Annotated in this window: 22 protein-coding genes; 5 read left to right on the forward strand and 17 right to left on the reverse strand. The window is 42.0% G+C overall.

Annotated elements, in window-relative coordinates:
- Positions 1-3 precede the first annotated feature (3 nt).
- Positions 4-1260, forward strand: coding sequence for a glutamate-5-semialdehyde dehydrogenase (locus HRT96_RS16985; RefSeq protein WP_293159116.1), 1257 nt, complete (start codon positions 4-6; stop codon positions 1258-1260).
- A 101-nt stretch (positions 1261-1361) separates the two neighbouring features.
- A complete protein-coding gene (locus HRT96_RS16990; protein WP_293159118.1) occupies positions 1362-1676 on the forward strand; it encodes a hypothetical protein in 315 nt (104 codons plus the stop codon).
- A gap of 139 nt (positions 1677-1815) precedes the next feature.
- Here the strand turns inward: HRT96_RS16990 and lipA are convergent, their stop codons facing one another.
- From lipA to leuS, 14 genes are all read right to left on the reverse strand, one after another.
- Positions 1816-2781: a lipoyl synthase gene (gene lipA / locus HRT96_RS16995; RefSeq protein WP_293159120.1), complete on the reverse strand. Its 966-nt coding sequence runs from the start codon at positions 2779-2781 to the stop codon at positions 1816-1818.
- On the reverse strand, positions 2774-3430 hold the full coding sequence (lipB, locus tag HRT96_RS17000) for a lipoyl(octanoyl) transferase LipB (RefSeq protein WP_293159122.1): 657 nt from the start codon (positions 3428-3430) through the stop codon (positions 2774-2776). The genes lipA and lipB overlap by 8 nt, the downstream gene beginning before the upstream one ends.
- An 83-nt stretch (positions 3431-3513) precedes the next feature.
- Positions 3514-3783, reverse strand: a complete 270-nt coding sequence (ybeD, locus tag HRT96_RS17005) for a DUF493 family protein YbeD (RefSeq protein ID WP_293159124.1) — start codon at positions 3781-3783, stop codon at positions 3514-3516.
- 93 nt (positions 3784-3876) lie between these two features.
- Entirely contained in the window at positions 3877-5043 is a 1167-nt protein-coding gene (locus tag HRT96_RS17010) for a D-alanyl-D-alanine carboxypeptidase family protein (RefSeq protein WP_293159126.1), read from the reverse strand.
- Between the two features lie 146 nt (positions 5044-5189).
- Entirely contained in the window at positions 5190-5981 is a 792-nt protein-coding gene (locus HRT96_RS17015; RefSeq protein ID WP_293159128.1) for a septal ring lytic transglycosylase RlpA family protein, read from the reverse strand.
- Positions 5971-6966, reverse strand: a complete 996-nt coding sequence (gene mltB, locus HRT96_RS17020) for a lytic murein transglycosylase B (protein WP_293159130.1) — start codon at positions 6964-6966, stop codon at positions 5971-5973. The genes HRT96_RS17015 and mltB overlap by 11 nt, the downstream gene beginning before the upstream one ends.
- A 9-nt stretch (positions 6967-6975) precedes the next feature.
- On the reverse strand, positions 6976-8076 hold the full coding sequence (gene rodA, locus HRT96_RS17025; RefSeq protein WP_293159132.1) for a rod shape-determining protein RodA: 1101 nt from the start codon (positions 8074-8076) through the stop codon (positions 6976-6978).
- Positions 8076-9932: a penicillin-binding protein 2 gene (mrdA, locus tag HRT96_RS17030; protein ID WP_293159134.1), complete on the reverse strand. Its 1857-nt coding sequence runs from the start codon at positions 9930-9932 to the stop codon at positions 8076-8078. The genes rodA and mrdA overlap by 1 nt, the downstream gene beginning before the upstream one ends.
- A 5-nt stretch (positions 9933-9937) precedes the next feature.
- Positions 9938-10408 carry a 23S rRNA (pseudouridine(1915)-N(3))-methyltransferase RlmH gene (gene rlmH, locus HRT96_RS17035; protein ID WP_006034552.1) on the reverse strand — a complete coding sequence of 157 codons (471 nt, stop codon included), beginning with the start codon at positions 10406-10408 and terminating at the stop codon, positions 9938-9940.
- A 4-nt stretch (positions 10409-10412) separates the two neighbouring features.
- Positions 10413-10742 (reverse strand): ribosome silencing factor, encoded by a 330-nt coding sequence (gene rsfS / locus HRT96_RS17040; protein WP_293146135.1) that lies wholly within the window; start codon positions 10740-10742, stop codon positions 10413-10415.
- Between the two features lie 101 nt (positions 10743-10843).
- On the reverse strand, positions 10844-11494 hold the full coding sequence (nadD, locus tag HRT96_RS17045) for a nicotinate-nucleotide adenylyltransferase (protein ID WP_293159136.1): 651 nt from the start codon (positions 11492-11494) through the stop codon (positions 10844-10846).
- Between the two features lie 33 nt (positions 11495-11527).
- Positions 11528-12565: a DNA polymerase III subunit delta gene (gene holA, locus HRT96_RS17050; protein ID WP_293146139.1), complete on the reverse strand. Its 1038-nt coding sequence runs from the start codon at positions 12563-12565 to the stop codon at positions 11528-11530.
- Positions 12565-13239 (reverse strand): LPS assembly lipoprotein LptE, encoded by a 675-nt coding sequence (lptE, locus tag HRT96_RS17055; protein WP_293159138.1) that lies wholly within the window; start codon positions 13237-13239, stop codon positions 12565-12567. Before lptE ends, holA begins: the two co-directional genes overlap by 1 nt.
- A gap of 218 nt (positions 13240-13457) precedes the next feature.
- Positions 13458-16049 carry a leucine--tRNA ligase gene (gene leuS / locus HRT96_RS17060; protein ID WP_293159140.1) on the reverse strand — a complete coding sequence of 864 codons (2592 nt, stop codon included), beginning with the start codon at positions 16047-16049 and terminating at the stop codon, positions 13458-13460.
- Positions 16050-16366: 317 nt separating this feature from the next.
- On the opposite strand from leuS, the gene HRT96_RS17065 reads away from it, so the two are divergent.
- The gene (locus HRT96_RS17065; protein WP_293159142.1) at positions 16367-16873 is read left to right on the forward strand and encodes a hypothetical protein; all 507 of its coding nucleotides are present in this window, start codon (positions 16367-16369) and stop codon (positions 16871-16873) included.
- Positions 16874-16999: 126 nt separating this feature from the next.
- Here HRT96_RS17065 and HRT96_RS17070 read toward each other — a convergent pair whose 3' ends face one another.
- The gene (locus HRT96_RS17070) at positions 17000-17233 is read right to left on the reverse strand and encodes a thymidylate kinase (protein ID WP_293159144.1); all 234 of its coding nucleotides are present in this window, start codon (positions 17231-17233) and stop codon (positions 17000-17002) included.
- Between the two features lie 285 nt (positions 17234-17518).
- On the opposite strand from HRT96_RS17070, the gene HRT96_RS17075 reads away from it, so the two are divergent.
- Both HRT96_RS17075 and thiI read left to right on the forward strand, forming a co-directional pair.
- Positions 17519-18760, forward strand: coding sequence for a DNA ligase (locus HRT96_RS17075; protein ID WP_293159146.1), 1242 nt, complete (start codon positions 17519-17521; stop codon positions 18758-18760).
- A gap of 434 nt (positions 18761-19194) precedes the next feature.
- Positions 19195-20649 carry a tRNA uracil 4-sulfurtransferase ThiI gene (thiI, locus tag HRT96_RS17080; RefSeq protein ID WP_293159148.1) on the forward strand — a complete coding sequence of 485 codons (1455 nt, stop codon included), beginning with the start codon at positions 19195-19197 and terminating at the stop codon, positions 20647-20649.
- A 105-nt stretch (positions 20650-20754) separates the two neighbouring features.
- Here the strand turns inward: thiI and HRT96_RS17085 are convergent, their stop codons facing one another.
- Both HRT96_RS17085 and HRT96_RS17090 read right to left on the reverse strand, forming a co-directional pair.
- Complete coding sequence (locus HRT96_RS17085; RefSeq protein WP_293159150.1) at positions 20755-21657, reverse strand: 2-dehydropantoate 2-reductase; 903 nt, start codon at positions 21655-21657, stop codon at positions 20755-20757.
- On the reverse strand, positions 21650-21997 hold the full coding sequence (locus HRT96_RS17090) for a VanZ family protein (protein ID WP_293159152.1): 348 nt from the start codon (positions 21995-21997) through the stop codon (positions 21650-21652). The genes HRT96_RS17085 and HRT96_RS17090 overlap by 8 nt, the downstream gene beginning before the upstream one ends.
- Positions 21998-22121: the final 124 nt, after the last annotated feature.

Consider the following 22121-nt stretch of genomic DNA (forward strand, 5'->3'; position numbering starts at 1 on the left):
AACGTGTTACAAGAATTAGGAAAAAAAGCCAAGCTTGCGAGTTATGAATTAGCCACATTAACCACGGCACAGAAGAATTACGCGCTCGAATGTATTGCGTGTGAACTAGAAAATAGCCAAGCAGAGATCTTAGTCGCGAATGCAAAAGATATTGCTGCCGGTAAAGCTAGTGGTTTAACAGATGCGTTGCTAGACCGTCTATTATTAACAGAAACAAGACTGACTGCGATCATTGCTGATGTACGTGGTGTGATAGCCTTACCTGATCCAGTTGGCGCTGAGTCTGAAGGCAAGGTTCTCGAAAACGGTCTACGTTTATCAAAACGTCGCATACCATTAGGCGTGATTGGCGTGATTTATGAAGCGCGTCCCAATGTGACGATTGATATTGCGGCGTTAAGCTTAAAAACAGGTAATGCGGCTATTTTACGTGGCGGTAAAGAAACCGTTCATTCAAATCTTGCGTTGGTAAGTGTGATCCAAGCCGCGTTAGCAAAAGCGCAGTTACCAACGGACTCGATCCAAGTAATTGCCGATCCAAACCGTGAGCTTGTAACTGCTTTATTGAAAATGGATAAATATGTCGACATGATCATCCCCCGTGGTGGTCCAGGTTTACATCGTTTATGCCAAGAGCAGAGTACGATCCCGGTGATCACCGGTGGTATGGGTATTTGTCATGCGTTTGTTGATGCATCTGCTAATGTTGAAGATGCACTGGCGATTATTGAAAATGCCAAGGTCCAACGTCCTTCGGCTTGTAATGCATTAGATACGGTATTAGTGCATAAAGACATAGCTGAAAGCTTCTTGCCATTATTAGCTGAACGTTTAGCTGCAAATGCAGTGGAATTACGTGCCGAGCCAAAAGCGCATATTGCATTATCAAATGTGAATGCAAAGAATTTACATGTGGCAACCGCTGATTGTTTTGATCAAGAATGGCTAGCGCTGGTGTTAGGCGTTAAAGTTGTCGCTGATGTTGAAGAAGCGATTATTCATATTCGTGAGCATTCAACAGAGCACTCAGATGCGATCTTAACGGATAACTTAACCAATGCGACGCGTTTCTTGAATGCGGTTAACTCAGCGGCGGTTTACGTGAATGCAAGTACGCGTTTCACTGATGGCAGCCAGTTTGGTTTAGGTGCTGAGGTTGCGGTATCAACACAAAAATTACATGCACGTGGTCCGATGGGGTTAGAAGAGTTAACAACGTATAAATGGATTGCAATTGGTGATGGTTTAATTCGACCATAAGCATCTTACGGTGTTGCTAATTTGATTAAGTGCTCAGGCAGTCCCGTAATATGTGACTGCCTTTTTTATAGTCGCCTAGAGTGACATGCAAGGAGGAACTTATGGCTCAACAAGCGGTAAACAAAGTCGCTTCACGGTTTAATACTTCAACAGTATTAGCTGCCGCTTTGGTTGCAGCAAGTTTAAGCTATTTTTCTTATGCGGTACTGAACTTGACCAAAGAAGTGGCTGAAGTACGACAGGCTATACCGGATATATTGCAAAAGATCGATGATATTTCGCTACAAATGCCGGCGATAGTGGCGGTAAAAGGGGCAATTAAAGGTATTTTAGAAATGCCGGTTGATGCGACGAAACGGTTACTTAGCGCGCCGGGTGCTTATTTTAACAGTGATGAAAAAAAGATGACTGAATAAACAGTCGAGTCGTTACGGAGGATTACTGAGGTGTTGTAAGCGAATGCCTGGGTCATTTTATGTCTGTTATTGAAGTAAGTAATCAACGCTAACAGCGAAAATATATTATCGTGTTAGCGTTGATAAAACACAGGTAAGGTTAAGTAACCTCTTTGCCTTGTGCTTGTAAGTCTGCATGATATGAAGAACGCACGAATGGACCGCAAGCAGCATGCTCAAAGCCAACTTCTTTTGCAAGTACACCAAGTGCATCAAAGTCGTCTGGGTGAACGTAGCGTTTCACAGGCAAGTGATGACGGCTAGGTTGTAAATATTGACCTAGTGTCAGCATCGTTACGCCATTCTCAGCAAGATCTTTAATTACTTCTTCAATCTCTTCGTTGGTTTCACCCAAACCCATCATTAGACCTGACTTAGTTGGAACGTTCGGGTGCATTTCTTTAAAGCGTTTAAGTAAACGTAAAGACCACTGATAATCAGAACCTGGACGCGCCATTTTGTAATGCTGTGGTGCAGTTTCTAGGTTGTGGTTAAATACATCTGGTGGTGTATCTTTGAATATTTCTAATGCTTTATCCATACGGCCTTTGAAATCTGGAACCAAAATTTCGATTTTTATTTCAGGGTTCAGTAAGCGGATTTCACGGATACAATCGACAAAATGCTGTGCGCCACCATCACGTAAATCATCACGATCTACAGAGGTAATAACCACGTATTTTAGCTTCATTTTGGCAATCGTTTGCGCTAATTTAAGCGGTTCTTCGGCAACGAGTGGTAATGGTTTACCATGAGCAACATCGCAGAATGGGCAACGACGAGTACAGATTGCGCCCATGATCATAAAGGTCGCAGTACCGTGGTTAAAGCACTCAGTAAGGTTTGGACAAGATGCTTCTTCACACACTGAATGCAGGTTGTTTTCACGCATAACAGCTTTAATTTCTTGGATACGAGCAGAGCTTTTCGGTAGGCGGATCTTCAGCCACGATGGCTTACGCAGGATCTCATCATTCTCAGTAGCAATAATTTTTACTGGAATTTTAGCCATTTTATCGGCGTCGCGAAGTTTAACGCCAGGCTCTAATCGAACGGTATTACTCATGCTCTGTTAATCCATCTTTGAAAGTTAATTGGGTGTATTCTAGCAGGGAACATAGGTGTTCGACTAGCTTAGGTTGTATCTCTTCTAAGCTGGTAGCACCACCCAGATCACTTGTTTGGGTCATTTCCATACCCGCATAACCACAAGGGTTAATACGCAGAAAAGGCGATAAGTCCATGTTTACATTAAGCGCTAAACCATGGAACGAACGGCCTTTTCTGATCCTTAAACCTAATGAAGCAACTTTTTTGTCAGCAACATAAACACCGGGTGCATCTGCACGAGGGTAGGCTTCAATACCTGTTTCTGCCAGTGTGGCAACAATACCATTCTCGATGTGGCTGACAAGGTCTCGTACGCCAAGTTTACGGCGTTTGATATCGAGTAAGAAGTACACTACTTGCTGACCAGGCCCATGATAAGTCACTTGGCCACCGCGATCGGCTTGCACCACTGGAATGTCGCCTGTGGCGAGTATATGTTCAGCTTTACCAGCTTGACCTTGGGTAAATACCGGATCATGCTCAACAAACCAAAGTTCATCTTCTGTGTTGTCGTCTCTGTTATCAGTAAACGACTTCATCGCGTCAAACACAGTACTGTAAGGTTGGCGATTAAGTTGACGAATTATAATGCTATGTTCTGACAAAATATGCTCTTCTATATGATTAACAACAACGAAAAAAATCTAATTAGTCACACTAATTAGATTTTTGATATTGGTATTAGTTATTATAAAACGCGGATCACACCTGGGATTGCACCGAACGCTACGTATAAGCCTTCTATTTGATCTTTGTCTTGGACTTTAATTTTGATAGATACAGAGTTGTAAGTGCCTTTGCTGCTCTTTCTAGAACTAGGGGCATAGTCACCTGGAACATATTTTTGTGCCACAGCAACAATGCTATCTTCGAGTTTAGGATCCGTAGTACCGATAACTTTAAAGTTAAGTTGACAAGGAAAATCAAGCAGTTCGTCGAATTTAGTATTTAAAGACATTAGTTTTTCCCGTACCTTAGAAATAATGGCAAAGGAGGCCATTGCCTCCTTTGTATTCGTCATTATAATCGGGTAACGGTGTCAGGGAAAGGATTAACCAAACCAACCAGCAAATAATAATTTGAAATAATCAATTAATCGGCTAAACCAACTACCTAATTCAACGTCTTCAAGTGCGATCAAATCAGCCTGAGCAATTTCTTCATCGTTAAGTTTATAGAATACTTTACCGACGATATCACCTTTAGCGATAGGTGCGCTTAGCTCTTTTTGGATCTCAAAATCAGCGGTTAAGTTTTTTGCTTGGCCACGTGGTACTGTCAGCGTTAATTTATTCGCTAGACCCAGTTCAATCTGCTCTTGTTCTCCCATCCATACACGTTCTGCCACTATGCTTGAATTGGCTTCATGCAGTGTCACTGTTTCATAGAAGCGGAAACCGAAGTTAAGCAGTTTTTTACTTTCTGCTTTACGCGCATCGGCACTTTTAGTACCCAGTACCACAGCAACTAAACGCATGTTATCTTTCGTTGCTGAAGAAACGAGATTGTAACCTGCGCCTGAGGTATGACCGGTTTTAATGCCGTCAACGTTCATGCTTTTATCCCACAATAAGCCATTACGGTTGTATTGGGTGATGCCGTTATAGCTAAATTTCTTTTGCGAGTAAATGCGATACTCTTCAGGCACATCACGGATAAGTGCTTGCCCTAATGTCGCCATATCACGCGCGGTGGTGTATTGATCTTTACTATCTAAACCGTGGCTATTAGCAAAATGAGTGGAATCCATACCGAGTTGTTTACTCCATGAGTTCATCAACTGCGCAAAGGCACCTTCTGTGCCCGCAATATACTCTGCCATCGCCACGCAAGCATCATTACCAGATTGAACGATGATGCCTTGATTGAGCTTTTCTACGGTGACGGTTTTGCCAACTTCAATAAACATCTTTGATGAGTCTGGGAAGTTTTTTGCCCACGCATTTTTGCTGATAGTTACTTGATCATCAAGGTTGATATTACCGGATCTTATTTCTTGGCCAATAACATAACTGGTCATCATTTTAGTTAGGCTGGCAGGTTTTAATGAATCGTCGGCATTTTTTTCTGCGATCACTTTGCCTGAATCAAAATCAATTAATATAAATGCTTTAGCTGCAACAACGGGTGTATCGGGAATCACACTCGGTGCTGCACTTAAGGAGAAACTCGCCACTGCGAGGCTCGTTAGGATAAGGTTTTTAAATTGATTGGCCACGTTTCACTTCGCTATAATTAAAGTTGGAATTAAGTCATTGATAACTTAAGTAAATAAACTTGATTAAACGATTTTTAATCAAGTTTATTCGATAGATAACAGCTAGTCTATCAAACTAGCTGAATGGTTGTCTTACTATTTAAAGTTTATTTATTAGATACGATTTTACTGGAAAGTTCCTTCAAAATATAAGCATTTGTATATTGTTGTTGAACTTTAACTAATAATCCCTGTGCTTGTTCAGTATCTGAGATCGGCCCCAGCTGTACTCGATGATACTTACCACTGATGACTAAGCGATTTTCGGTGCTGTATTTCGCCCCTAAACTATCGGCAATCTGTTGCGCTTTGGCTTCACTACTGGATGCTAAGACTTGAATAAACCACTGTGGTTTCGGGGTAAACAAACTGCTGTTACTGGCAGTTGGAATGATTAACTCGACACGCACATTGGCCGTGCCAGATTGCAACATATCCAATTTATACGCAGCAGCATAAGACAAATCAATAATCCGTTCGGAATAGAACGGTCCACGATCATTAACCCGAACTATCACTGTTTTATCATTACTTAAATTTGTTACTTTGACAAAACTCGGTAATGGTAAGTTTTTGTGTGCTGCAGACATCGAAAACATGTCATAAATTTCACCGTTTGAAGTCTTGTGACCATGAAATTTATTACCATACCAAGATGCTTTACCTTCTTGCGTTAAGATTTTGATGTCTCGCCATACTTCATAATTAATGCCACGTACCTGATAGTCGCGATTGGCATAACGACTATAGGTTTGCGGCGTTGGTACCGCATCGGCAATATCATCAAGTTGTGGGATGTTCTCCGGCGCGTGATCATCACTGTACTGATAACGCGATGAAGAACATGCGGCCAACAAGCCGCAGATACACAGTAGAGTTAAACGCTGTTTATTGCGCATTTTTAGCTTGTTTAATCTTTTCACTTAACTGGAATACCGCCATTGCGTATAAGGGGCTGTGGTTGTAACGGGTAATACTGTAGAAGTTATCGAGGTAAACCCAATACTCATCACTATCAAGTTGTTGTAGTTTGAGTAGTTTTGCCGGGCTTGAGTCTTCAATTGTTATGGCTGGTACACGTTCATCAGACTCTTTTAATTCCACTCCTGCAGCGGTTAAGTCTGCCCATGTATGTTTAATTTTTAATGATGAATTCAGTAATGCCGCTATTTTTTCACTGTCGGCTTTGACTGGATAAGCAACGGATGCACCGGTAGTCCATTTATGCTTGCTAAAGTAATTGGCAATACTGCCGATCGCATCAACAGGATCGTTGATCATGTCAACTTTACCATCACCCGAAAAATCAACACCGTAATGGCTGTAACTTGATGAGATAAATTGACCTAAGCCCATCGCGCCCGCATATGAGCCTTGTGTTTCTGTCAGTTTCCAGCCTTGTTGTTCGCTTAATTTAATGTATTGCGCGAACTCTTGACGGAAGAATTTACCCCGGGATGGATAATTAAAACCCAGTGTATAAAGAGAGTCTAAGACCGAAATATTACCTTTGTATTTACCATAGAAGGTTTCAACACCCATAATAGCGACGATAACTTGGGCTGGAACGCCATATTCAGCTTCGGCTTTAGCAAAGGTATCTTCGTATTGCTGCCAGTACTCGACACCTTTGTTAATACGACTTTCGGTAATAAAGATTGGCGCGTATTTATACCAAGGTTTTTTTTCCCAAGGGGTCTGGATCTTGGTTAAGACGTTTTCATCGAACTTTGCTTGGCCGATGGCATCGGTAAGTACTTGTTCTGATATGTCATATTTTGTACTTAACTCTTCAACCCAGGTCTTGTGCTCACTGCTTAACTCAGCACTATTAGCTTGAAATGCTGCTAAACCTAGCAGAAATATTACTCTTTTACCTAGCATCTGGATTCCTCAACTTAAGCGACGGTGTGTTCTTACAGACATTAGAATGCCAAATCCAGCCATCAATGTCACCATCGAAGTGCCACCATAGCTAATTAAAGGCAGTGGTACGCCCACTACCGGTAATAATCCGCTGACCATGCCGATATTTACGAACAAGTAAATGAAGAATGTCATGGTAATACTGCCCGCAATGAGGCGTTCAAATACCCGTTGGCCCTGCATCGCAATCACTAAACCGCGGCTGATCACAAATAAATAAAGTGACAGTAGTAAGATCACCCCGAATAAACCGAATTCTTCACTAAATACCGCAAAAATAAAATCGGTGTGACGTTCAGGCAAAAAATCCAGTTGTGACTGGGTGCCTGATAACCAGCCTTTGCCCCAAAACCCCCCGGAACCAATGGCAATCTTAGATTGAATAATATGGTAACCAGAACCCAATGGATCAGTTTCTGGATTGAGGAAGGTTAATACCCGTTGTTTTTGATAAGGGTGCATTAAGAAGAACCACAGAACAGGCGCAAAACCTGCCACCAGTCCAAAAGACATCATCACTAATCGCCATGACATACCGGCTAAGAAAATAACAAAAACACCTGAAATAGCCACGAGTAATGAAGTGCCCAAATCGGGCTGTTTGGCGATCAATAATGTTGGGATTAAGACCATGATTAACGCGGTTATGATGGTTCTAAAACTCGGTGGTATAGCTTGGTTACTCATGTAACGCGCCACGGCTAATGGCATGACTACTTTCATTATTTCAGATGGTTGAAACTTGGTAAAACCAAGATCAATCCAGCGCTGTGCACCTTTGCCGACATGGCCAAACAACAATACCGCGATTAATAAAATGGTCCCGATAACAAAGATGGGAAATGCCCAGCGTCGGTAAGTGGAAGGGGGGATTTGTGCTAGCGTAAGCATTACCGCTAACGCAAGAAACATACGCACGACTTGTCTTTCCATTAGTGCGATGTCCGATCCACCTGCGCTATAAAGCACGACAAGGCTAACACCCATCAGACTTAGCAGGCCAAATAATAACGGGAAATCGATATGTAATTTATACCAAACACTCTGATTATGACGACGATCTGGCATTAATTTTCCTTTTTATTTTCAAAGTAGGCATCAAATAAACGGCGTGCTGATGGTGCCGCTTGTGAGCTACCACCACCGGCATTTTCTAGAATGATAGTCGCTGATATTTCTGGTTCTTCAAACGGTGCATAAGCCACAAACATGGCGTTATCACGTAATCGTTCGCGGATCTTACTGGCATCGTATTTTTCTTCACCGAGTTGGTATAGCTGTGCAGTACCTGATTTACCGGCGACTGTGTAGCTGGTGTTAGCAAACGCACGATGTGCAGTACCATTTTGGGTTACAACACCGCGCATACCATCTTTAGCGACTTGCCAGTTCGCGGGATCTTTGAGTTTCAGCGGTGGTAATTCAACGACCGGTTCAAATTGATCACCATTGGTATATTTTATATCCCGAACAAGCTGTGGCACTGGGCGCAGCCCTCGGCTTGCCACAATACCTGTCGCTTTCGCAAGTTGGATTGGTGTCGCAGACCAGTAACCCTGACCAATACCCACTGAAATAGTATCACCCTGATACCAAGGTTGGTTGTAACGTGCGCGTTTCCATTCTCGAGATGGCAAGATAGCATTGGTTTCTTCTTTAACATCAATACCGGTATATTCACCAAAGCCAAACTCAGTCATAAAATGGTTGATTTTATCAATGCCGACGTTATAAGCGAGGTTATAAAAGAAGGTATCTGACGATCGTGCGATGGCGGTATAGACATTAATCTTACCGCGCCCCCAGCGATTCCAGTCTCGGAAGCGCCGTTTAGTATTTGGGATCTGGAACCAACCAGGATCATTGATAAGGGTATTTGCTGTGATTGCGCCGTCTTCTAAAGCCAAGATCGCTAATTGTGGTTTTACTGTGGAAGCGGGCGGATAGCGTCCTTGTGTTGCTCGGTTGATCAAGGGGTGATCTTTTGATTGTAATAGGCGATTATAATCTTTACTGCTAATACCGTGTACAAATAAGTTAGGATCATAACTCGGGCTAGAGACCATTGCTAATACTTCACCTGTTTTAGGGGCGAGTAAGACTATCGCACCACGGCGACCGGCTAGCTCTTTTTGTGCCTTCAGTTGCAAACGAATATCGATATTTAAATACAGATCATTACCTGGTACGGGCTGTGTTATTTTCAGCGTACGGATGATCTTACCGCGATTATTGACTTCAACTTCTTTAAATCCAGGCTTGCCATGTAACGTATTTTCGTAATAGCGTTCGATGCCCTGCTTACCGATATCATGGGTCGCAGCATACGTTGCACGTAAACCTTTCTTTGCTAAACGGTTAAGATCATTTCTGTTAATTCTGGCTACATAGCCGAGAGCATGCGTAAGCGCATCCCCAAATGGGTAATAACGTTTTAATCGGGCATTGACGGAAATACCGGGATAGTTATGCCGTTGAACTGAAAAGAGGGCCACTTGAGATTCGGATAAATTGGTTAATATTGAAACCTGCTTAAAGCGACGTTGGCGTTTTAAGCGAGTATGAAAATCGTCAATGTTATCTTCAGTTAGGTTTAACAAACTGGTTAATTTGACGATGGTGGCGTCAATATCGGTAATTTTTTCCGGTACCATATCTAAGCTGAAAACGGGTTTATTTTCCGCTAAAAGTATACCGTTGCGATCATAGATAAGCCCACGGTTGGGGGCGATAGGCACTAACTTGACACGGTTTTCGTTAGAACGGGTTTTGTAAGCTTGATATGAATCGACTTGTAAGTAATAAAGATTACTCAATAACAAGCCAAGTACACTGAGGACAAAAATAAATGAGACCATGATGCGACGGCTAAATAATGCTGTTTCCGCAGAATGGTCTCGTAAGGTTATACGCTTCCTTGCCACCAATATTACTCTCTATGATAAGGATGGTTTGTTGTAACACTCCAAGCGCGATATAACGCTTCGGCTACCACTACACGTACCATCGGATGTGGTAAGGTCAGTGGTGACAACGACCAGCGTTGTTCTGATGCCGCGATGCATTCTGGTGCAAGTCCTTCTGGGCCGCCAATCAATAGGCTAACGTCTCGACCATCATGCTTCCACTTATCTAGTTCAACGGCTAGTTGTGCAGTAGTCCAAGGTTTGCCGGTCACTTCCAGAGTCACGATACGATTACCTTTCGGGATCGCTTGCATCGTTTTTACACCTTCTAGCTCTAAGATCCGTTTGATGTCAGCGTTTTTACCACGCTTACCCGCATTGATCTCAAGTAATTCAAAAGGCATATCTTTAGGGAAGCGACGTGCATATTCTTTATACCCGGTTTCTACCCATGCTGGCATCTTAGTGCCAACGGCAACTAGCTGAATTTTCATTTGACTATGCCCCTACAGACTGCCAAAGTTCTTCTAGTTGGTATAGATCACGTGTTTGTTGTTGCATGATGTGAACGACGATGTCACCCATATCAACTAAAACCCATTCACTATCTTCTTTACCTTCAATACCCATAACGAATACTTCGTTACGTTTAGCTTCAAGGTAAAGGTGGTTAGAAATCGATTTAACGTGAGTTTTTGATGTGCCAGTACATACGATCATTATATCGGTTACTGGTGATTTACCTTTAACATCAACAACTTGGATGTCGCGGGCTTTCATGTCTTCAATTTTATCTATTACAAATGCTTGCAGGTCAGAAATTTGCAAGGGTCCTCCAGAGGAACTTTATCGAGTTAACCGCGAATTATAACAGTGAATAATGCCTAAATATATACCTAGCTTGTATCTGAGTGAGTATCTCTTGCAGTTTATTTATATAAGCTATTTTTATGTATGTAAGACAGAACATTATCAGGCAGTAGATATTGAGGGCTTTGCTGATGTTTAATCAACTGACGGATCCGTGTCGCCGATATTTCTAATTGCGTGCTTGGCCAGAGTAAAATCCGGCCTTGTTTTTGTTGCTGTAGAACTTTGACATCCATTGTTTGCACTTGTTCAAATAATTTTTGCACTTCTGGCGTTAATGTAAGCGCGTAATTAGGGCGATAACTGACGACAAGGTGACAATAATCGAGCAGTTCTTGCCAACGATACCAGGTATGTAGGCTGTTGAGTGAATCAAGACCAATCAAAAAACACACTGGCGTGGTTGGATTCTCTGCTGCAAGTTCAATTAACGTATCTATGGTATAAGACGGTGTTGTACGGTTTAACTCCCGGGTATCTACACTCAGTTCATCACAATGTTCTACCGCTAATGTCGCCATCGCTAAGCGATGCGCTGAATTTGATCCCGGTGCTGCACGGTGTGGCGGAATATGGTTGGGCATCAGCCTTACTTCAGCTAAATTTAACTGCTGTAATAAATCTAAGCAAGGACGAAGGTGGCCATAATGTATCGGATCAAATGTACCGCCTAAAATACCGATAGCGCGAGTCGGGGTAAAATCAGTCATAAGTAGCCGTTCGTTATTATTCCTGACATAACATTAATTAATGTCGGAATGATGAAAGTTGGGTAACAATGTTGAATCGGCAAAGCTGATGCTCAACATTTGTAACGATAACCAAGGATCAACACTGGTACTGGTTTTAATGGCACTATCAACACTTGAACACAGGATTAACATTTGCTCTATTTTACTTAATGATAAGCGGCTTAAACAGGCATTTATAATCTGTTGTCGACCTGCCCATAAACGCTGTTTTTTCATTTCGTCAATAACAGACAGCCCTTGCTGCTGCATCAAACTGTAATGATAAAGCTGATTGATCTCTTTATTTAGTGCCCAGTTAATGACGATAGGGTCGACACCTTCTGCCTGTAGCTGTTGCAGGATCCGTTGGCCTCGGTTGACCTTACCCGCGAGCAGGGCATCAACCAGCTGAAAGCTAGTGAAGTGTGAATGCTGGGTGATTGATTGCTGCAATTGTGCCAAGCTTAATGTCTGACCAGGGTAGAGCAGAGATAATTTATCTATCTCTTGTTGGGCCGCGAGTAAATTACCTTCAAAACTCCGGCACAGTAGGGTGATCACGTCCGCTTGCGGTTCTAAATTTGCACGTTTAAGGCGATTGCGCATCCAGTTGGCAAAAAAGCGCCCTTCGGGATGTCCGACGGGTATGTAAAGGGCGTTTTTGAAGTACTGGGTAAACCATTTCGCATTTTGCTGTGCTTTGGTCAAATATGGACCACTGAGTATTAAAATAAGATCAGGGTTTAGCAGCTTAAATACATCATTAAGCTGGCTGATATCTTCTTTTGCTGGTCGTTTTTCGAAGATAAGCTCGACCGTTTGACGACTAGAGAACAGTGACATTGATTGACAGGTATTAAAAACCGCAGGCCAATCCATGAGCGGTTCGGCATGAAACTTGTGGTGTTCATCAAAGCCGACTTTTTTAGCGGCGGTTTTGATCTGGTCAATCGCTTCCATTTTTAATAATGGCTCTTCACCGAATATTAAATAACAAGGTTTGAGTTCAGTTTTTAAGTATTGATCGAGTTGCTCTGGATAAACGCGCATTAGTTAGCTTCAAACTCTGTATTTAGCTCTATTTTATTATCACTATTACCGATTGTTTTTGGTTCGATAATAACTTGGCTTAGGGTTCGAACAACTTGTTGTGCCGCCGCTTCGCGCAGTTCTCGTATTAATAATTCAGATTCGCGTGAACGAGCAAGTGCTTCTTGTGAGTTATTTAGCTGATCACGTTGTAGGGCAATGGTGAAGTATTGTGGTTCTTGCTCGGGTAAGCGTACTTCTATTTTGATGACGTAGCTAAGTTCATACTCGGCTGCCGTTGCATCAGAGTAGAGTGACACAGTACGTGATTCGGTACTTTCTGACATAATTCTGAGTATGGGTGTTTGCGAGTTTAATAACGCGGGGTCCATTGCCGTGGTTCTCGTTTGGGTTGAATCTTCACCCATCACATCAGCAGCATCATCGGTTTCTGTTGTCAGCGATGCCATACTCGTAACTTCCGGTTCAACGAGATTGATTTGGTTGTAGCGTAATTCTTGTTTGATGAGGCGTGTTAGATCTGAATACTTACTCGATACTAAGGTTAAATTACGTAATTCATTTGGAATGCCACTGCCATTTTTTAAATGGAAGCCACAGCCGCCGAGCACTGCAGTAACCAGAAAGATGCAAGTTAGTCTAATAAAACGTGGTCTTAGTGCCGATGCGATCATAATGCCTACAAAATAAATAAGTTAATTGTAGCTAATTTTACACGTAATCTAAAAACAAAAAAGCCCTAGACTCTACTATAAAAATAAAAGCAGAATACAGGGCCTATTATTTGTGTACTATTTACATCTAACTGGGCTATTAATCGACAAAATACAGCGTTAATTGATTAGCTTTTAACGCTGGCGTTCATCACCATCAATAGTCTTAGTTCGATACCTTAGTTTGCAACGATGTTAAGTAGTTTACCGGGTACGAAAATTACTTTACGTACTGTTTTACCATCGGTAAATTTAGTCACGTTTACATCTGCATTTGCTAATGCTTCAACAGATTCTTGTGTTGCGTCTGCTGGTACCGTTAATTTAGCGCGTAGCTTACCGTTCACTTGTACAATGATCAGTTTTTCAGACTCAACCATAGCCGCTTTGTCTGCTACAGGCCATCGTGCTTCGTCGATGGTACCTTCTTGACCGAGTTTGCCCCACAGTTCAAAACTGATGTGTGGCGTGATAGGTGCAAGTAGACGAACAACCGCGACTAATGCTTCTTGAAGCAGCGCACGATCTTGTTCTGACGCTTGCGGTGCTTTAGTTAGCTTGTTCATTAATTCCATCACCGAGGCAATCGCAGTGTTGAACGTTTGACGACGATCGATATCGTCAGATACCTTAGCGATTGTTTTATGGACTTCACGACGCAGTTCTTTTTGTTTGCCGTTAAGTGCTGCAACGTCTAGATCGGCAACGTCACCTTTGCTGATGTGATTGTAAGCAAGTGTCCAGATACGACGTAGGAAACGGTGTGCGCCTTCTACTGCCGAGTCTTGCCATTCTAGTGTTTGGTCAGCGGGTGCTGCAAACATCATGAATAGACGTACTGTATCAGCGCCAAAACGATCGATCATGGTTTGCGGGTCGATACCGTTGTTCTTAGACTTAGACATTTTAGTCATGCCGGTGTGAACAAGTTCGTTACCTTCATTATCGATGTATTTCGTTGCTTGACCTTTTTCGTCACGCTCAGCGGTAACGTCTAATGGCGAAACCCAAACACGACCGCCATTTTCGTTAGTGTAGTAGTATGCATCAGCAAGTACCATACCTTGACAAAGCAGACGTTTGAACGGTTCGTTGCTATCAACCATTTGCTCATCACGCAATAGTTTGTGGAAGAAACGAGCATATAGTAGGTGCATACATGCGTGTTCAATACCACCCACATACTGATCAACTGGTAACCAATGATTTGCATCATCACGGTTGAGCATTTCAGTTTCTGATGTGGCGCTACAGTAGCGTGCATAGTACCAAGATGATTCCATGAAGGTATCAAATGTGTCTGTTTCACGTAGTGCAGGTTGGCCCTTGTACGTTGTTTTAGCCCATTCTAAATCTGCTTTAATTGGACTTTGAATGCCGTCCATTTTCACATCTTCAGGTAGGATCACTGGCAGTTGGTCTGCTGGTGTTGGCACCACAGTACCATCTTCAAGTGTTAACATTGGGATTGGCGCGCCCCAGTAACGTTGACGAGAAACACCCCAGTCACGTAGACGGAAGTTAACTTTTTTGGTGCCTTGGCCGTTTGCTTCTAATTTAGCCGCAATAGCATCTACAGCTGCAGCAAATTCTAAACCGTCGAATTCGCCAGAGTTAAACAGCACACCTTTTTCAGTGAACGCTACTTCTGATACGTCTAGTTCGCTACCATCGCTAGGTTTAATTACTGGCACAATATCGATGCCATATTTGGTTGCGAATTCATAGTCACGTTGGTCATGAGCTGGAACCGCCATAACAGCACCTGTGCCGTAACCCATCAATACGAAGTTTGCTACGTATACCGGTACTTTATGACCATTTAATGGATGAATAGCGTATAGGCCAGTAGCCATGCCTTTCTTTTCCATTTTTTCTAGATCAGCTTCAGCCACTTTCATGTTTTTACATTCAGTGTTGAATGCAGCTAATTCTGGATTGTTTTGTGCAGCTTGTTCTGCCAGTGGGTGACCTGCTGCGATACCTACATACGTTACGCCCATGACTGTGTCTGGACGTGTTGTGTATACAGATAGCTTACTTAGCTCGTCACTTTGACCTTCAACTACAAAGTCTAACTCGATGCCTTCACTGCGACCGATCCAGTTACGTTGCATTGTTTTAACTTGCTCTGGCCAGCCGTCAAGATCATCAATTGACGTAAGTAGTTCGTCTGCGTACTCAGTGATTTTAATGAACCACTGTGGAATTTCTTTCTGTTCTACAGGGGTATCACAACGCCAGCAACAACCGTCATTTACTTGTTCGTTAGCGAGTACGGTTTCATCGTTCGGGCACCAGTTCACTGATGACGTCTTCTTATAAACTAAACCTTTGTGGAACAGTTTAGTGAAGAACTCTTGTTCCCAACGGTAGTATTCAGGTGTACATGTTGCGATTTCACGCTTCCAGTCATAACCAAAGCCTAGAGACGTTAGCTGACCTTTCATGTAATCAATGTTTTCATACGTCCAAGGCGCTGGAGCCGTGTTGTTTTTGATTGCAGCATTTTCAGCAGGCAGACCAAATGCATCCCAACCGATAGGTTGTAATACGTTTTTGCCTTGCATACGTTGGAAACGTGCGATTACGTCACCAATTGTGTAGTTACGTACGTGGCCCATGTGCAGTCGACCACTTGGGTATGGGAACATAGACAAGCAGTAGAATTTCTCTTTAGTTTCGTCGTTTTGTACTTCGAATGTTTTATTTTCTTGCCAGTGTTGTTGAACCTGAGGTTCGATACTGCTTGGAGTATATTGTTCTTGCATGGGTAATATCCAGTCTGTTCTTGGTAGGATTTATAAACAAAATTTTGCCATAGAATACCTTAGCAGACTAAGGGCAACAAGTTTCATTTGCAGATAGCGATAAGTTATTCCTGAACAGGCACTCATATTTAGTTATTTTACCGTTAAACTTGTGAGTTAGCCCGCTTGTTGACTAGGCTTTTTGGCATATACTTAATATATACCCAAACTACTTTAAGGTGCTATATCAGCGACTAGATCGGATATGGTAATGATAACTTTTGGTTGATTAATACAGCTTGATTGTATAATTAACTTAAATTAATTCGGAGGTTTATATGGCTAAATCTAACACTCAGTATCAAAATTCAGTGAGTAAATTATCTGTGCACCCTTTGGGTTTTAAAGGACTGCATCCGCTTATTGAGAATCGTTTTACTCGCCGATTTGTGGTTAAAACAGAGGCGTATTTAGGTGCTGCGGGCGACTTGACGAAAAAAGAGTTAGCCGAAGCATCCGCTTATATTCGTCATGATATAGATGAACTTAGCAAAGATTACCATTCGAGCATCGATAATTTTAAACTCTCGGCTTGGTATCAGGCTTGGGACAAAATAACCTGGGGTACGTTAGCATCAATTACCGATAAGACCCAAGTTGAATGGACCGAGGTAGGGGATGATTTGCAACATCAAGGACGTTACTGCGTTGGTGATGAAGTCGGATTCGGAATATTGACCTGTGTTCGTTGTGGTTATAAAAAAGAATTATTTCATCCGACCAAGGTCCTTTCTTGTGCTAATTGCGACGGTGACGAGTTTATGCGTGAAAGTTTTGAACCGTAAATTATACTCGTTAGGTTTTTATGGCCGTGTGGTTATTCAACGATATAGTCAGCTCGCAATGGGCGCTGGCTATATCGATTGATGTCTGGCTATATTGATTGAGGTACGGCAGATAAGTAAGATGAACTAAAATGGCTCATCTATTCTAACACTGGAAAATCCGACTTGTTGAGCTGTTGCTGTGGCGATATCTAAATTACGGTAACATTTTTCGTGACCACTAAAATCGGTTAGTGGAATAATATCACCATTTTCTGTTTTAAATTCGACAATCCAACCATTAGCAATTAATGATGGCTCGACAATTGCTTCGACTAATTCATGTCTGTGATACATGCTTTTGATATCTGAAAGTTGCATAGCAACACCTCCCTCGGCAGAACATTAGGATCCATATTGTCAGTTTAGTCGATAACAAAGTAACTTCAAGCAAGCTTATTTTTTGCATGCTTGGTTAAGCCGTAGCAGAGCGTTAATCTGTCGCTAGCTGTTTGGCTATTTTAATAGTGATGTGTGATGCACTACGATTATTACTCGTTATTATCGATTGTTTACGATACTTCTGGCGACTGCTTTGAAATTAATCCGTTAACTTCCATTCTCTTTATCATACTGAGTTGTATCATCATATTGTTTGGAACTCGGATGTTCATTCGCACTTATTCATTACTCGTCTCGTTATTCGCCTCAAGCACTCAGCAACTGTTAGCCGCTGATATAGTTCCACCGTCATCAAGTCATCCATCAACAGCAAGTACAGTGACACATTCCCGCTGTCCAAGTGTACTTAATCAGCATCGTATTAGTTATTTAGAAACGCAAATTATTAAACATCGGCGTATTTATTACGCTGGTCAAACGCCGTTATTACATGATGGTGAGTTTGATTTATTGGTGGATGAATTAACGGTGTTATCGCATTGTTTATCCCCGGTATTAACTCAGATCGAAGGCAAAGACCAGCAACGTAATGATACGCGCCTGCGTGATCGACAGCCGCATCGACAACAAATGTTAAGTTTAAATTCAGTGCGAGCAAGAACCGCCGTGGATAAATTTTACCAGCTGCATCAAGATCAGCAGTTACTGATCCAACCTAAATTTGATGGTATGGCTATTGAGTTAGTCTACGAAAAAGGCATGCTAGTGGGTGCATCAAGCAGAGGCGACGGCAAACAGGGTAAGGACTTGCTGGCGCTGATGTTACGCAGTAATGCAGTCAATAGTATTATTGCTTATCCGCATACATTAGTTATCCATGGTGAGCTATATGTTGGACAACAAGATTGGCTGTTACGTGGTAAATATGTGTCTTCGCGTCATATGACGGCCGGTATTGCCAGCCAATTGTCGCCAGCCCAAGCAGATGTTATGAGCTTGCGCTTTATACCTTGGCGTTGGATAGATTCGCCCTATAACAATGAGCTTATGGGGTTGGCACAATTAGCCATGCTTGGCTTTGCTGATATGTCGAAAATGAGTCATGTCATCGTTCGGCCTCAAGACATAGATTATTGGTTCGCGCACTATCAAAACACAGAGGCGTTCTTACTCGATGGTATTGTGCTTAAATTAGCGAACAATACACTGCAACGTCAATATGGTCACACTCAGCATGCACCACGTTGGGCGCTGGCGTTAAAATTTACCGGTCCCAAAGGGTTAAGCAATGTTATTGATATTACTTATCAGGTGGGTAAAAGCGGTCGTGTTACCCCGATTATTCACGTGCAACCATTAGCGCTGTCTGGGCGTCAAGTAACTCGTGTTTCGGGACGCTCTCAGCCTTGGTTATTACAGTCTAAGATCGAAGTCGGGAGTCAGGTCGAAATTGAACTGGTAGGGAATGCAATACCGCAATTAATTCGGTTAGTGAGCGGTCGTTAGTATCTTGCATATTTAGGCATTTTGAGTATACTGCTGCCGAGTAACTGCAACGGGTTCACTATACCCAAGCTACTTCAAGATGCACAATCAGCAAACCGAATGAAGAGTATATTCAAGGCATGAAGTCGAGGATTTAGTTATTCTAAATCAAGGCTTCATAACGCCGAAGATACCTTCATTCGTTTTGCCCTGCGGGAGGCGAGCAGGAATAACAGCACCGCGTTGCAATATTTGAAAATGGAATAACCATTATCTACATATTGCGCCTTGTTCTGATATCCCTGCTCGTCTCTGATATAGCATCTTGAAGTAACTTGGGTATATAGGTTGGCCCGTTTTTATTTTGATTGAAATGATCGAATATATCAGCGAAACACCCTGCTCGATGAAATGCTGGGCCACCTGTTTGTTTGAACTATGATGTAGGCAAAACCATGAAATTTATTGTAAAAATATTCCCAGAAGTAATGATGAAAAGTAAATCTGTACGCAAGCGTTTTAGTAAAATGCTGCAATCGAGTTTACGTAATATTCTACGCCGTGAAGATGAACATGCACGCGTGATCCTTGAATGGGATAAGATTGTTGTCCGCACCACAGATGACAGTGAGAAAAACCGCGATTTTTATTGTGAAGTATTAAGAAATACCCCAGGGATTGCCCATTCACTCGAAGTTCAAGAGTCAACTTTTACCGATCTTGATGATATTTTCCAGCAAGCATTACCTGTTTATAAAGATATTTTAGTTGGAAAAACCTTTTGTGTACGTGCAAAACGTAACGGTAAGCATGACTTTACCTCGATTGATTTAGAGCGTTATGTTGGTGGTGGCTTAAATCAGCATACAGAAGCTGCGCGTGTACAATTAAAAAAACCACAAGAAACGATTAAAATTGAAGTTGAAAATGATAAACTTTACTTGGTGACTGAACGTCATGAAGGTTTAGGTGGTTTTCCGATGGCAGGACAAGAAGATGTACTGTCATTAATGTCAGGTGGTTTTGACTCTGCGGTATCAAGTTACTTAACCATTAAACGTGGTAGCCGAACGCATTTCTGTTTCTTCAACTTAGGCGGTGATGCGCATGAGATTGGTGTAAAACAAATTTCATATTTCCTATGGAACAAATATAGCTCATCACATAAAGTTAAATTTGTCAGCGTACCGTTCGATCCAGTAGTTGCAGAGATTTTAGAAAAAGTAGATAACTCACAAATGGGTGTGGTACTTAAACGTATGATGATGCGTGCCGCGTCTAAAATAGCAGAACGTTTAGGTATTGAAGCTTTGGTAACAGGTGAAGCGGTTGGTCAAGTATCAAGTCAAACTATCCGTAACTTATCGTTAATCGATTCTGTTACCGATACGCTGATCTTACGTCCGTTGATCGTTGCTGATAAACAAGACATTATCGATACAGCGCGTAAAATTGGTACTGCTGAATTCTCTGAAACAATTCCTGAATACTGTGGTGTTATTTCAAAAAAACCAACCGTAAAAGCAGTGAAAGAGAAGATTGAAGCGGAAGAAGCTAAATTTGACATGAGCTTGATTGATCAAGTTGTTATGGATGCTAAAGTGATTGATATTCGTCAAATCGCCGCAGAAGCACAAGAGCAAGTAAGCGATGTTGAAGCAGTAACTGAAATTGCCGCCAATGAAGTGATCTTAGATATTCGTAGTATTGACGAAGTTGAAGATTCACCACTTGACGTTGATGGACTTGAAGTTCAGCACATGCCTTTCTTTAAGTTAGGTAATCAGTTCAGTGAATTAGATCAAGACAAGACGTACTTACTGTACTGTGATCGTGGCGTGATGAGTAAACTACAAGCGCTTTACTTGATTGAAAAAGGTTATGGTAACGTGAAAGTTTACCGTCCTTAATGATTATTTAGGTAAGGTTAGTATTTAACTTTGCCTTCAATGATTGATGAAAGCCAGCAAGAGATTGCTGGCTTTTTTGATCGTGATGTTCAATATACTCTATTGTTACGAGACTAGTTTAGTTTCTTGCTGTTTGATTTGCGCATACAGGGCTTGGTTCGCTGGCACCGGGATACTGTAGGCATTCGCCACCTTCAATACATAGCCGGTAATATAATCAATTTCGGACTGACGATTGAAGTGCTGATCCTGATGCATCGAAGAATAGTTTTCAGCAGTGCGGTTTATCACATAATCCACGTGTGCTTGCAGCTCGGCATAAGACCAAGGTAAGCGGGCTTTTTCACAAACAAGGGCTAACTCTTGCACCACCTTAACCACATGTGGATATAACGCAGGGCTGGCCAATTCGCCATTCTTGCATTGATGAATGGCGGTTAATGGGTTTATCGCACAGTTAATCACGAGTTTAAGCCATAATTTCGCACGTATGTCCTCGCACCATGCTAATTCTTCAAGTGCGAATAATTGGTTGGCAATATCCTTATAACGTTTAGCTTGGTTATTAAATGGCCCTAACCAAGTCACGCCTGCGCCCGTGTGGCGAATATGATCGTCAGAGACCTTTAATACCCCATTGGATGTGGTGCCCACCATGATAGCGTGGCGTGGGAACAGTTTTTCGGTTTGTTCGGCTGTGCCCATACCATTATGTAACAGCACGATACAGCAATGTTTATCAATTTGTGATTGTAATAAGGTCAGCGCCGGCAACACATCTTGCGCTTTGAGGGTGACCAGTAAAAAGTCACATTTAGGCGTGAGTTTGCCTTGTGCCATGACGGTATTAGTGGTGTTCTCACCCGCTAAGTTTTCAAAGTTGAAACTGCGAATATGCGCATCACTCTCGGGACGTAATACAAAGGCGGCATGTTGGCCTGATTTTAGTAATTTTTCTGCAAAGAAATGCCCGATAGCACCGGCACCGAGAATGTTCCAATTAGCCATGTATTTTTGCCCGTAATGGTTGAAGAATTAAGTAGCTGGTAATACCGACTAAATCGGCGACAATATCCCAATGGCTTGTGGTGCGACTAGGTATCATACCTTGAATGAATTCAATAAAAATACCGAATCCAAGTAATGTCATAAACAGCGTTATGGTTCTGTTTGGGAAACTATAATCAAACAGTAATGCTAATGTTACAAAAGCCATTAAGTGATTCAACTTATCGTAACCGAAGTGTGGGATATTACTCGAAGGTTTACTAAAAGCAAGCAGACAGATGACGAGTATAACAATGACAAATAGCAGGCGAAACCAGAGTTTATATTTGTACAGGGGCATATTTATCTCAATAAAATATGAACGTAATAGCCATTATAGTCAGTTAATCGTTAGTTAATGCAACCTAGTCGCTTACTTCTGTAGTTAATGGTTGAATTACAGCTAGTATCTATTAGATAATCAA

It is taken from the genome of Moritella sp., from assembly GCF_013215705.1.
GTDB lineage: Bacteria > Pseudomonadota > Gammaproteobacteria > Enterobacterales > Moritellaceae > Moritella.